10 protein-coding genes are annotated in these 11,837 nt (G+C 71.7%); 3 read left to right on the top strand and 7 right to left on the bottom strand.

Annotation, left to right across the window (positions count from 1 at the left end):
- Positions 1 to 259: 259 nt before the first annotated feature.
- Together ACQPZZ_RS37220 and ACQPZZ_RS37215 are read right to left on the bottom strand one after the other, a co-directional pair.
- The gene (locus ACQPZZ_RS37220) at positions 260 to 2,320 is read right to left on the bottom strand and encodes a cellulose binding domain-containing protein (RefSeq protein ID WP_432926859.1); all 2,061 of its coding nucleotides are present in this window, start codon (positions 2,318 to 2,320) and stop codon (positions 260 to 262) included.
- A gap of 143 nt (positions 2,321 to 2,463) precedes the next feature.
- Entirely contained in the window at positions 2,464 to 2,943 is a 480-nt protein-coding gene (locus tag ACQPZZ_RS37215; protein ID WP_432926857.1) for a hypothetical protein, read from the bottom strand.
- Between the two features lie 111 nt (positions 2,944 to 3,054).
- Between ACQPZZ_RS37215 and ACQPZZ_RS37210 the strand changes: the two genes are divergently transcribed.
- Positions 3,055 to 4,044, top strand: coding sequence for a helix-turn-helix transcriptional regulator (locus ACQPZZ_RS37210; RefSeq protein WP_432926855.1), 990 nt, complete (start codon positions 3,055 to 3,057; stop codon positions 4,042 to 4,044).
- A gap of 187 nt (positions 4,045 to 4,231) precedes the next feature.
- On the top strand, positions 4,232 to 5,665 hold the full coding sequence (locus ACQPZZ_RS37205; RefSeq protein ID WP_432926853.1) for a hypothetical protein: 1,434 nt from the start codon (positions 4,232 to 4,234) through the stop codon (positions 5,663 to 5,665).
- 890 nt (positions 5,666 to 6,555) lie between these two features.
- Here ACQPZZ_RS37205 and ACQPZZ_RS37200 read toward each other — a convergent pair.
- The 3 genes from ACQPZZ_RS37200 to lpdA form a co-directional block, all read right to left on the bottom strand.
- Positions 6,556 to 7,452, bottom strand: coding sequence for an HD domain-containing protein (locus ACQPZZ_RS37200; RefSeq protein ID WP_432926851.1), 897 nt, complete (start codon positions 7,450 to 7,452; stop codon positions 6,556 to 6,558).
- Positions 7,453 to 7,477: 25 nt separating this feature from the next.
- Complete coding sequence (locus tag ACQPZZ_RS37195) at positions 7,478 to 8,659, bottom strand: FAD-dependent monooxygenase (RefSeq protein WP_432926849.1); 1,182 nt, start codon at positions 8,657 to 8,659, stop codon at positions 7,478 to 7,480.
- A gap of 114 nt (positions 8,660 to 8,773) precedes the next feature.
- Entirely contained in the window at positions 8,774 to 10,174 is a 1,401-nt protein-coding gene (gene lpdA, locus ACQPZZ_RS37190; RefSeq protein WP_432926847.1) for a dihydrolipoyl dehydrogenase, read from the bottom strand.
- A gap of 130 nt (positions 10,175 to 10,304) precedes the next feature.
- Here lpdA and ACQPZZ_RS37185 point away from each other — a divergent pair, with 130 nt between their 5' ends.
- A complete protein-coding gene (locus ACQPZZ_RS37185; RefSeq protein ID WP_363642508.1) occupies positions 10,305 to 10,703 on the top strand; it encodes an SRPBCC family protein in 399 nt (132 codons plus the stop codon).
- A gap of 13 nt (positions 10,704 to 10,716) precedes the next feature.
- Here ACQPZZ_RS37185 and ACQPZZ_RS37180 read toward each other — a convergent pair whose 3' ends face one another.
- The gene (locus tag ACQPZZ_RS37180; protein WP_432926845.1) at positions 10,717 to 10,899 is read right to left on the bottom strand and encodes a hypothetical protein; all 183 of its coding nucleotides are present in this window, start codon (positions 10,897 to 10,899) and stop codon (positions 10,717 to 10,719) included.
- Positions 10,896 to 11,807 carry a TIGR03620 family F420-dependent LLM class oxidoreductase gene (locus ACQPZZ_RS37175; RefSeq protein ID WP_432926843.1) on the bottom strand — a complete coding sequence of 304 codons (912 nt, stop codon included), beginning with the start codon at positions 11,805 to 11,807 and terminating at the stop codon, positions 10,896 to 10,898. Before ACQPZZ_RS37175 ends, ACQPZZ_RS37180 begins: the two co-directional genes overlap by 4 nt.
- Positions 11,808 to 11,837 lie beyond the last annotated feature (30 nt).

Raw genomic sequence — 11,837 nt, 5'->3', positions numbered from 1 at the left:
GCCCCACCCGTGGTCCGGCGCAGAAAGCGTCCGTACGGGATCGGGTCGTGAAAGGGCACCGCCCTCCTCGGCCTTCGCGGCGAGGAGGGCGGGCTTCCAGCGGTTCGCCGTTACCACACCGGGCGGCTTTTGTGGCGATGAGCCGCGGGGTTCGCGCCTGACACGTCAGGCGTCTGCTCAGAAGTGTCGCATTCGGCCGTCAAACGCGGTATTCGACCGCGTGCAAGACGGCGCCACGATCGCCCCAAGAAACCACCGGTCACAGCGTCGAGCAGACCGTGCCGTTCAGGCGGAACACAGTGGGAGAGGGATAGGCCCCTTCGTTTGCGCCGACGAACCCGAGGGTGACCGAACCGCCCGCCGGAATCGTCCTGGTCTGCTCTCCTGGGACGACCCGCACGTCCTGCCCCTCCGACGTCCATGTGCCACCCGACCCGCTGCTTACGCGTTCCCCGGCCACCGGGAAACGGAACGCGAGCGCCCAGTCGGTCATGTCGGCGGCGCCGCGGTTGGTGACCGTCACCGCGGCTGTGAAGCCCCGCCCCCAGCCCTGCGTCACCCGGTAGCGGACCGCGCAGGTGCTGTCCGGCGGTGTGGGAGCGGTGAAGGTCACCGGCGCGGACGGCAGGGACAGCCGTCCGGCCCGGTCCCTGGCCAGCACGTTGACCGTGTAGGAGGCGCCGGGCTCCAGTTCGCGCAGCGTCAGCGAGGTGCCCCGGGTCGTGCCCAGCAGGACGGCGTCCGCGCCCACCTGCCGGTACACCTCGTATCCGGCCACCCTGGGCGCGGCGGCGGGCCAGGTCACCGTGACGCCGCCCGCGTCGCCGCGTGCCGTCGGCGTGCCCGGCGCGGGTGCGGCCTTCGGGCCCTTCGCCGCGGGCACCGTCATCGTGGTGACCGAGTACGGCGGGAGCGTCCTGGTGTACGGGTCGCCCTGCTCGGCGCGGGCGATCGCGGTGGCCCCGCGGGTGAAGGTGTACGTGACCGGGGTCCGGCCGGAGGGAGTGAACCCGGTGTAGCGGAGCCGTACGGGATAGGCGGTGGCCGGATCCTTATTGATCATCACGACGGCCAGGTCGCCGCCGGCCTGCCGTACGGCGTGCACGGCCACCTTCGGCTCGTCCGAGGACGCCCTGACCAGGCCGTCGCCGGGCCGGGCAGCCGTGCCGAGAATCTCGATGCCGTGATAGGAGGGGAACGGCGTGTTGAGCGGCGGCTCGCAGACGCCGTCGGCGCACTGGCCGAGCGACAGGAAGCCGATGTCCTGGTAGTCGGTCTCGCCGTCGATCGTGCCGGCCTTCTCCAGCGCGTTGTGCGTGTCGAACCAGTCCACGGTGAAGACGCCGTTCTCCAGGGCGGTCAGGTAGGTGTCGGCGGCGAACAGCCCGGCCGCGTGCGTGTTGCGCCCGATGTTGGAGGCCACCTCGGTCAGCGCGAGCGGCACGTCGCGTCCGCCCAGGGCGGTGACGTCGGCCCGCACCTGGGCCAGCATCTCGGCGAGCCCCGGCGGAGAGGCCAGCAGCCCGACGACGTCGCCGGTCGTGTCCGGGATGCTCGTGCCCGGATACCAGTGCACGGTGAAGAAGTCGATCTCGGGCGCCACCACCGGGATGACCGTGTGGTTCCAGTTCGCCGAGTCACCCGCCGCGACCACGCCGTCCGGCCAGCTCCCGGGGATCGTGAGCACCGCCCCGACCTTGATCGTGGGATCGGCGGCCTTCATCGCGCGGACGAACTCCAGGGTGTTGCGGGCGTACGCCGCGGGGCTCTTGTCCGCGTGGTCGTCGGTCTCCCAGGTGGCGCCGTAGTAGCCGTTGCCGTAGAGCTCGTTGCCGACCTCCCAATACTTCACGCCGTACTTCTTCGTCACGTTGGCGTACCGCACCCAGCCGGCGGCCTCCTCCGGAGTGCCTGTGCCGTAGTTGGCGATCACCACGGGCTGTGCGCCGGCCCTCCTGAGCGTGCCCATGAACGCGTCGAACCCCGTGCCCGGAGCCACGGTCCCGCCCGGCGCCGTGTGGGTCTGCCAGTGGTACAGATCGGCGTACGACCCGCCGGGATACCGTACGGCCGCGATGTGCGCCCGCTTGTACAGCCGCGCCACCTCCGGATCGTTCATGTGGGAGTCCCAGATGGCGGCATTGGCGCCGTACGCCGCCTCGTGGACGGTGCCGAGCCCGGCGTTCGCGTTGACCGTGACCTCTACGGCGTGACCGTGCGAAGGAGCGGGGGACGGGGGCGGCGGAGGCGGGGCGGGGGCCGCCGCGAGCAGAGCGGCGGCCGCGAACGCGGCGAGCGGCACGGCCAGAGCTGCGCGCATCAATCACTCCGGTGTCGAAGGGGGGACCGGTTCGTGGAGCCAGGCCTCGACGATCACCCGCGGTGATCTCCCGGTCAAGTGCGCGCGGTGTCGTCCCTGATCGGCACGCTCGTCGCACCCGTGATTCTTTCAGCGGCGTTCTTTCAGCGGCGGTCTCCCGTCGTGCCCTCGGGCAGCGTGTCGGCGAGGTAGGCGCCGAGGTCGGGCCGGTCGGGGGCGAGCACGTGCCGCACCCACGCGTCGCGTTCGTGCAGGATCGGCGGCAGCTCCCAGACGCAGCCGATGAGCGGGCGTTCCGGCCGGATGAAGTGCGTGGGATCCCGGTCGGGACAGCCGAGCACGGGCTGACCGGCCACCGCGTTGCCGTAGTGCAGGGCGTTGTCCCACGCCCAGGCGTAGGCGTTGATGTAGGCCCCGTCGTCTCCGCCCCTGTGGAGGACGACGAAGGCGGCCGGGGGCGTGCCGTCCGGTTCGGGCAGCAGCTCGGGCAGGACGGCGTACGCCGCCTTCTCGACCGCCGGGTCGATGCCGGCCGGGTCGGCGGTGACGTGGTAACGCTTGACGTGGTAGCCGCTCACCGTGATCGGGGGCGGCACGAAGAGCAGTTTCTCCGCGAATGCCATGACGGGAACGGTAGGACCGCTTCACTGACACCTTCCGGCAGTGGACCCGGGCGTCTGAGATGCCCAGACGGATCTGTGGCAGCGCAAGCGTGGCGGTGCGATTCTGGCGCTGTGCGCGCGTCCCGGCTGCTGTCGATCCTCCTGCTGCTGCAGTCGCGCGGCCGGATGACGGCCAGGCAGCTCGCCGGCGAGCTGGAGGTCAGCGTCCGCACGATCTACCGGGACGTCGAGTCGCTGCACGCCGCCGGCATCCCGTTGTACGGCGAGGCCGGGCACGAGGGCGGCTACCGCCTGATGGACGGCTTCCGCACCCGGCTCACCGGCCTGACCGAGCGGGAGGCCGGGGCGCTGTTCCTGGCCGGGCTGCCGGGACCGGCGGCGGACCTCGGCCTCGGCGCTCTGCTGGCCGCGGCCGAACTGAAGATCGAGGCCGCGCTCCCGGCCGGTCTGCGGGAGGAGGCGCGGCGGGTGCGGGAGCACTTCCACCTCGACGCGCCCGGCTGGTACTACGACGGCGACCAGTCGCCCTATCTGCCGGAGATCGCCGAGGCCGTCTGGAACGCCCGGGTCGTCCGGGTCCGCTACCGCCGCTGGACGGAGCCCTGCGAGGTCGAGCGGAGGCTGGAGCCGTACGGGCTGGTCCTGAAGGCGGGCAAGTGGTATCTCGTGGCGCGGTGCGACGGCGCGTTGCGCACCTACCGCGTCGGCCGGATCCTCGCGCTCACGGTTACCGGCGAGACGTTCGAGCGCCCGGAAGGCTTCGACCTGGCGGGGCACTGGCGCGAGCACCTGACCGGCTTCCGCTCCCGGCTGCTGCGGGGGCACGCGGTGATCCGCCTGTCGCCGCGGGGCCGGGAGCGGCTCGGCGAGGTCATGAGCTCGGCCGTCATCGGGGCCGTGGACGAGACGGCGGGCCCGCCGGACGAGCGGGGCCGGGTCACCGCCACGGTGCCCATCGAGTCGGTCACGCACGCGCGGACGGAGTTCCTCAAGCTCGGCGCGGAGGTGGAGGTCCTCGAACCGGCCGAGCTGCGGCGCGAGATGGCGGCGGCCGCGCACGGCCTCGCGGCCCTCTATCCACCGCCTGCGCCGCTCCAATGAAAGAGCGGCCCTGATTTCGGTGGGTCCCGCGAAAGGCGATATCAACTCGGCGAGCGCCTGACAGGGTGCGGTTGGAGTTCTATCCTTGACGGCGTCCCTGACAAACTTCTCGCTGCTTGCGGGAGAAAAAGTGCCCATAACCACGCGTACGCCGCGAAGGGAGAAAGCGCGAAGCGAGGGCGCGCGAGTGGACGGGCTTCGTGATCCGGATGTCGAGACCTTCATCGGCACGATGGGGACGCGCATGCGCGCGGACGCCGAGACGGTCGGAGTCGACCTCCGGACCCTGGAGATCCAGGTAAGACTGCACCTGCCCCGGTTGAGCAGGCCGGCCATCGCCGGCTGGTCTCCGGACAAGGTGTACGAGGAGATACGGCTGCAGGCCGTCGTCCGGGCGGCGCAGGTGCGCCAGTCGGCCCAGGACGCGGCGCACCAGGCGCACGCCTCCGTCCTCCTCGACGTGCACAAGGCGCACCGGGACCTGAGCCTGTCGTTCACCGACGGCTACCGCACCCGCCTGCGCTTCACCGAGGTCAGGCCCGGCGTGGGTCACCTCGTCCAGTCGAGACTGCACTACCTGCACAGCGAGAGGGCCGACACCGTCCTCCAGTTCGGGCTCTTCCTGCCCGGCGCGACGATGCCGCTCACGTACGTCGCCTTCTCGCGCTGCGACCGCCAGTACGTCCTGGACGCGCTCACCGGCCACGGGCTGGACGTCGATCCGGCCCGGATAATGATCCTGACAAGAATGCACGGGCTGGCGGGAATTCCGGCGAACCTCATGAGCCTGACGATCTCCCGCGCGGTACGGGAGATCAGGGCGGAAAACGCCGGCGATTACGTCATCACGGCCTACAACCCCATGCTCGGTTTCGACGGCACCTCGTTTCTCGCGTCGGGATTCACGCCGGTCGCCCTGTCGCCCGTGGCGTACCGCTACGACGACAAAGGCCTTTTCCAGACGCGCCGGATATCCGGGGAGTCGATGCCGCAACTCCTGGACACCCCGGACAACGTGCTGATGGTCCTCGGCGCCACCGCGGCGGCGAAACGGAGCGTCCGCGGGATCGAGGGCCTGATCACGGTGTCGCGCCGGACCCATTCCGGCGGTGACCAGGTGCGACCCGTCGAGGCGGACTTCACCGCGCCGGAGTGGACGGACCGGTTGCTCGGCTACCGCCGGATGCTGGAAACCTGCTGGTCGGAGCGTACGGCCCATCCGCGGTATCAGGAGCCGCCGGTCACGGCGGGCGATCCCCGGGGGCAGTGCGGCGTCACCTCCGTCTGGCTCGCCCGGAGGCTCCGCACCGATCTGCTGCTCGAACCCGTTTACTGCTACGGGTGCCTGCGGGTCGGCCGCGACGACGCCGAGGACGTGAGCCACCACTGCTGGGTCGAGATCGGCCCGTCGGACGACCCGCGGCGGTTCGTCATCGACCTGACCGGCGACCAGTCGGGCGACGTACGCGAGCCGATCGTCCTGGGCGAGCACCGGGCGCTCGCGGACCGGGGGCTGCGGTACGAGACCGCGACGCGCCTGCGCCTCGACGAACTGCCGAGAGACCGGGTGTGGCCGCGCTTCCTCGCGCTCGAGGACCGCCTGCGGGAGGTCCCGCGATGACGACGTCAGTTGCGGACAGGGGGCCCGGCATGACCGGGATCCGGCCCTCGGTGCTGTTGCTGTCGTCCGACAGCAGGCGCAGGTACGCGGAGGACGTCCTGACGGCGCTGGCCCTGCCCAGAGGGGCGATCATCCAGTTCCGCTACGAGACCGACTACGTGGCGGGCGCCCTGCAACAGGCGATCGCGAACGGCTCCGCCGTCGGCCGCCGCTGCCTGGTGGCCTTCCTGGCGGACCGGGAGTCGCCCGAGGCGGAGCCGTTCGTCGTCCCCGTGCGCTTCGCCGCGGTCGTCGCGACCGCCTGCGTGGCCGACATGGCCGTGTTCAGGCTCAGGGTGGACGACTACGCCAACCTGGAGGAGTTCCCGCTGGCCGAGGCGGAGATCAGGGCCAAGGGCGGCTGGTTCGTGGACAGGCTCGCGGAGGCCAACGGCGGGCGCTGGTATCCGGCCACCACCCGCTTCCCCGATCTTCACTCCCACGAGCGGCCGGGTGACGACCCCGTCGCCTGGCTCGGGGTGGCCCGGCGGCTCGCGCGGCATCCCACCTTCAGGTCCTCCTACTTCGTCCGCACCGAGGAACCGCTGCTGGGCAGGGACAGGCCGAGCGCGCTCGACGCCGCGGGACGGCTGCACCTGAGCGACGGCGACACGGTGAAGATGCGGGTCAGCTACTACTGCGACGGCTACACGCCGACCGCGAAGCGGCTCGTCTGCGCGACCGACGGCACCTTCCTGAAGATCGCCTCCGACGACTCCTACGACGTGGCGTCGCGCTACGACACCGTGGAGTTCTGGCTGCGACCCGAGGTGCTGGCCTTCGACGCGCTCGCGCGGGTCGGGATCACGCTGGCCGTCGGCAGCCGGGCGGACCCGGCGAAGGCGGGCGACTCACTGACGACGAGCGCCGGGTTTCCCGTGGTCGTGCGCCGATCCCGGTCGCGCCTGCTCACCCGGGTGTCGGCCGCGACCGCCGGGGCCTTCCTCGTCGCCCTGCCCGCCATGCTCGGGCCGGGCGTCGATCTGCCGTGGAGGGTGCTTTCCGCCGTCTGCGGAGCGGCCCTGCTCGCCGTCGCGAACATCGTCATCTCCCGCGGCAGGTGACACCCCATCGGAGAACAGATGCGGACGTCGCGCGAACTCCCGGCACAGCTCGTCGAACAACGGCAGCAGTGCCGGGCAGCTCATGCGTATCTTGCGCCTGGCCGTGATCTCGGTGCGCTTGTACGCGGCCCAGGTCGGGCGCACCGGGTGATGGTCGGCCAGCAGCACGTTGACGTGGGGGAGCAGCTTGTCCAGCGCGTAGACGAACCTGCTCTCCGGGTCGCGCTGCGCCGTGTAGCCGTACAGGTCCTCGACGAGCCAGGGGAACGTCCCGCCGAAGTCGCGGGTGATGATCTCCCGGGCCTCCTCCTCGCGTACGGCCTTCTTCTCGCGTTCCGCCGGGCCCGCGTAGACCGACACGTCCCCCGCGTGGACCTCCGGCAGGTCGTGGACCAGCGCGTATCTGGCGATCCGCCCCGGGTCGAGGGCCTCGTCGATCAGGGGGGCGAGGCAGACCGCGGCCAGGCCCAGGGCGAAGGAGTGCTCCGCGTCGTTCTCCCGCCGGGTGACGTCCTGCGGCACGACCGAGGACCGGTCGATCACGTACGGCGGGAAGACCAGCTCGCGCATGAGGGCCATCAGGGTGCTCGCGTCGGCCCGGGAGCCGGTGCCGTTCGCGTCGTCCCTCGCCATCGGGCCGCCTCGCAGTGTGTCGCCCGTACGCGGCCACAGCGTTTCGCGCACGGCCGGATTGCCAGCGTAACCCATCTCAGGCGGCATAGTCCTTGAGCGTTATCGAGGTGGCCGCCTTGGTGCTCATCGCGTCGAGCACCCGCGCCAGCGGCCCGACGGTGAGCATCCGATAGGACAGATTGCGCCGCCGGATCGCGCCCCGCGTCGCCGGGGCGAGGAAGGAGCCCGCGTTGCCCGCGACCCGCTGGCACGCCTTGGCGAACCCCCTGATCAGTCGCTCGTATTCGGGGAACGCGGCGCGGTGGTCGCCGCGTGCGGCGGCCAGCTCGCCCGCCAGCACGTACGCCGCCACGACGGCCATGCCCGCCCCCATGCCGCCGCAGGTGGCGCCGTAGCCGGCGTCGCCGAGCAGCGCGATCCGCCCGCGCGTGCAGTGGTCCATGTGGACGAGGCTGATCGAGTCGAAGTAGAAGTCGGTCGCGTCCGGGACGGCCTCGAGCAACCGGGGGACCTCCCAGCCCGCTCCCGCGTACTCGTCCAGGACGATCTTCTTCTGCTGCGCCATGTCGCGGTGGTCGAACTCCAGCCCCGGGGCGCGGAAGACGCACATCACCCCGGCCGTCACGCCGTCCCTGGCGCCCGCGGCCGCCACGCCACGGCCGGGCTCGTTGTAGAGCAGCGTGTCGCGGCCGAGACCCAGATGGTCGGGCGCGCTGAAGATCGCGACGTGGTGGCCGGACGGCCGCACGAACCGCGACTCGGGGCCGAAGGCCAGCCGCCGGACGTTCGAGTGCAAACCGTCCGCGCCGATCACGAGGTCGAACGTCCGGGGCGCGCCGCGCTCGAAGGTCACCTCCACCCCGTCCGGGGTCTCGGTCATGGACGCGATGGAGTCGCCGAAGACGTACTCCATGTCGTTCCGGGTCCGGTCGTACAGCACGCGGGCGAGGTCGCCGCGCAGGATCTCCACCTCGCCGCCGGTGAACTCGGCGGGCAGCGCGACGACCTGCTCGCCGCGCCAGTCGACCACCCGCAGCGGGCCGGGGTCGGTGCGCAGGCGGCGGATCTCGTCCAGGACGCCCATCCGCCGCAGCACGCTCATGTGGACCGGCCCCCGGAAGTCGACCGCCTGGCCGCCCTCGCGCAGGGCGGGGGCCCGCTCGACGACCGTGGGGGCGAAGCCGTGCCGGCGCAGCCAGTACGCGACGGCCGGTCCGGCGATGCTCGCGCCGGAGATCAGGACGGACGGGGTCTTCATACGCGCTCCTCTGGGTCCGAGGCCGCGAGGCGCCGCGGCCACGGGAGGAGCGTCGCCCCCGGCGCTGACGAGCCGCACACCGCCCGCCTACCGGGCGCTGACCGCCCGCCACCGTCACATGTTGATCATGTGTCCGGCCAGTCCGTGGATCGCCTCCTTCACCGCCTCGCCGAGAGTCGGGTGGGCGTGGACGTTGCGCGCCACCTCGTGCACGGTGAGGTCCCACTGCTGGGCCAACGTCAGCTCGGGCAGCAGTTCGGTCACCTCGGGCCCGATGAGGTGGGCGCCGAGGATCTCGCCGTACTTCGCGTCGCTGAGGACCTTGACGAACCCGTTCGGGTCGCCCAGGCCGTGCGCCTTGCCGTTGGCCGTGAACGGGAACTTGACCACCTTCACGTCGAAGCCCTGCTCGCGCGCCTGGGCCTCGGTGTAGCCGAAGCTCGCGATCTGCGGCTGGCAGTAGGTCGCGCGGGGGATCATGACGTAGTCGAGCTCCATCGTCTCCGCGCCCGCGATGGTCTCGGCGGCGATGACGCCCATCGACTCGGCGGCGTGGGCCAGCATGAGCTTCGCGGTGACGTCCCCGATGGCGTAGATGTGCGGCACGCTGGTGCGGCACCGGCCGTCCACGGCGATCGCGCGCCGCTCGGTCAGCCGTACGCCGGTGTGCTCCAGGCCGTACCCCTCGACGCGGGGCTGGAAGCCGATGGCCTGCAGCACCTTGTCGGCCTCCAGCACGGAGGTCTCGCCGTTCCTCGAGACCGTGACCCGCACCGTGTCGCCGCTGTCGTCGATCGACTCCACCCGGGTGGAGGTCAGCACCTCGATCCCGAGCCGGCGGTAGCGCCGCGCCAGCTCCGCGGACACCTCCTGGTCCTCCAGCGGGACCATCCGGTCGAGGAACTCGACGATCGTCACCTTCACGCCGTAGTTGTGCAGCACGTACGCGAACTCGACGCCGATCGCGCCGGCGCCCGCGATGACGACGCTCTCCGGCAGCGCCTCGCTGAGGATCTGCTCCTCGTACGTCACGACGCGCTCGGACAGGGACGTCCCCGGCAGCAGCCGGGTCGTCGCCCCCGCCGCGATGATGCAGTGGCCGAACGTCACCGTCCGCACCGAGCCGTCCGTGCCGCGCACCTCCATGGCGTTCGGGCCGGTGAACGTGCCGCGGCCGTCGTACTCGGTGATGCCGTTCTTCTTCATCAGGTAGTGGACGCCCTTGACCCGCCCGTCCGCGACCTGCCGGCTGCGGCGGAAGGCCGCGCCGTAGTCGAGGGTGATCGGGCCGTCCGCCTGGATTCCGAACGTCTTGGTCTCGTTCGTCAGGATGTGGGCGAGTTCCGCGTTGCGCAGCAGCGCCTTGGAGGGGATGCACCCCACGTTGAGGCAGACACCGCCCCAGTAGCGCTCCTCGACGATCGCCGTGCTGAGCCCGAGCTGGGCCGAGCGGACCGCGGCGGTGTAGCCGCCGGGCCCGGCGCCGAGGACCACGACATCGTAGTGATCAGTCATGCAACGGGACCCTACGCCGCCGTACGCATCCCGGGTCCGGCGGGGCGAGACGGAGGATGGACGGGGCGATGGCGGGTAAGGGCCCCCTACATCGGCAGCGTCCGATACCCAGAGGGAGGAGTGACGGACCATGACCGAGTTCGAGCGGTCCCGCAGGATGCCCGCGCCGGCCGACCAAGTGTTCCGCCAGGCGTGCGACGTCGGCAAACTCGATCTCTGGATGCCCCGCGACCTGCACGTACGCGCGGAGGAGCCGCCCGCGGTCACCGTTCACGAGGACGAGACGGGACAGGACGAGCGTGCGCTGCTGCGATCCGAGCAGGACCAGCTGCGGATGGAGTGGGGCACCCGCGACGTGGACCGGTACGCCGGATGGCTGCAGGTCGCCGGCATCGACGACGACAGCAGCGACGTGACGGTCCACCTGTCCTTCTTCGACGAGGGGCACGCGCCCCCGCCCGAGGCGGTGGAGCAGGCGCTGGACGAGAGCCTCGAACGGCTGGCCGAGCAGGTGAGCCAGGCCGCCTGACCGCACGCGGCGCCTATTCGGCCGTGCCCGTGGCGTCCGCGTCCTCCGCGTGGTCCCCGGACGGGGTGGGAGGCGGAGGCGGTGCGAACGCGGAGGCCCGGGCACCGGCCAGGCCGAGGACCTGGCGTATCCACGCCTCCAGGCCCGTCGGGTCCGGCGGCAGGAGAGGGTCCCGCCCGGGAGTCGCCGCGGTCACGCCGTCAGGAGGGCGGGTGCCAGCAGCCGCAGGTGCTCGAGTTGCGTGTCGACCGAGTCCGCCAGCGGCTGCACGCACACGTGGTCCGCGCCCGCGTCGTGGTGGGCGCGTATCCGCTCGGCGATCGTCTCAGGCTCGCCCCAGACCACGATCGCGTCGATGAGCCGGTCGCTTCCGCCGTCCGCGAAGTCGTCGTCGGAGAAGCCCAGCTCGCGCAGGTTCTTCGTGTAGTTGGGCAGGGAGAGATACAAGGCGGCGTACTCGCGGGCGATCTCCCGCGCCCGGCCCGCGTCGGTCTCGACCACCACCGCCTGCTCGGGCGCGAGCACCGGGGCGGAGCCGATGAGGTCGCGTGCCTTCGCGGTGTGCTCGGGCGGCACGAAGTAGGTGTGCGCCCCCTGGGCGCGCCGCGCCGCCAGTTCGAGCATCCGGCGCCGCAGCGCCGCGAGCACCCGGGGTGGTGTCTCCGCGAGCGGCGCGCCGAAGGTCGCCTGGTCCATCGCGCCGAGGTAGTCCCGCATGTACTCGAGCGGTGCGGAGTAGTCGTGCCCGCGACTCGTCACCAGAGGCTTGTGGCTGACGCCCAGGCCGAGCACGAACCGCTGGTCCCACGCCTCCGCCAGGGTCGCGGCGCCGTTGGCGGCGGCGACGGGGTCGCGGCCGTAGATGTTGGCGATGCCCGTGGCCACCCGCAGCCGACCGGTCGCCGACAGCAGCAGCGCCGCGTGCGTGAACGCCTCCCGGCCCGCAGGGGTCTCGCCGACCCACAGCGTGGCGTATCCGAGCTCCTCGATCTCGGCGGCGGCCTCCCTGACCCGGGCCGCCGGGGTCGCCGCCAGAGAGGACAGCCACACTCCCGTACGGCCGAGGCGGCGCCTCAGCTCGCCCATGTCGACGATGTCGGCCATCCGTGCGCTCCTTGTCTGTCGTGCGACCGG

This window comes from Microbispora sp. CA-135349 (genome assembly GCF_050947365.1).
Classification (GTDB): domain Bacteria; phylum Actinomycetota; class Actinomycetes; order Streptosporangiales; family Streptosporangiaceae; genus Microbispora.
This window is presented reverse-complemented; position numbering and strand designations above follow the sequence as displayed.

Excerpts from the sequence above, each read along its gene's own strand:
- ACQPZZ_RS37220 (WP_432926859.1), bottom strand. The coding sequence starts at position 2,320 with ATGCGCGCAGCTCTGGCCGTGCCGCTCGCCGCGTTCGCGGCCGCCGCT.
- ACQPZZ_RS37215 (WP_432926857.1), bottom strand. The coding sequence starts at position 2,943 with ATGGCATTCGCGGAGAAACTGCTCTTCGTGCCGCCCCCGATCACGGTG.
- ACQPZZ_RS37195 (WP_432926849.1), bottom strand. The coding sequence starts at position 8,659 with ATGAAGACCCCGTCCGTCCTGATCTCCGGCGCGAGCATCGCCGGACCG.
- lpdA (WP_432926847.1), bottom strand. The coding sequence starts at position 10,174 with ATGACTGATCACTACGATGTCGTGGTCCTCGGCGCCGGGCCCGGCGGC.
- ACQPZZ_RS37185 (WP_363642508.1), top strand. The coding sequence starts at position 10,305 with ATGACCGAGTTCGAGCGGTCCCGCAGGATGCCCGCGCCGGCCGACCAA.
- ACQPZZ_RS37175 (WP_432926843.1), bottom strand. The coding sequence starts at position 11,807 with ATGGCCGACATCGTCGACATGGGCGAGCTGAGGCGCCGCCTCGGCCGT.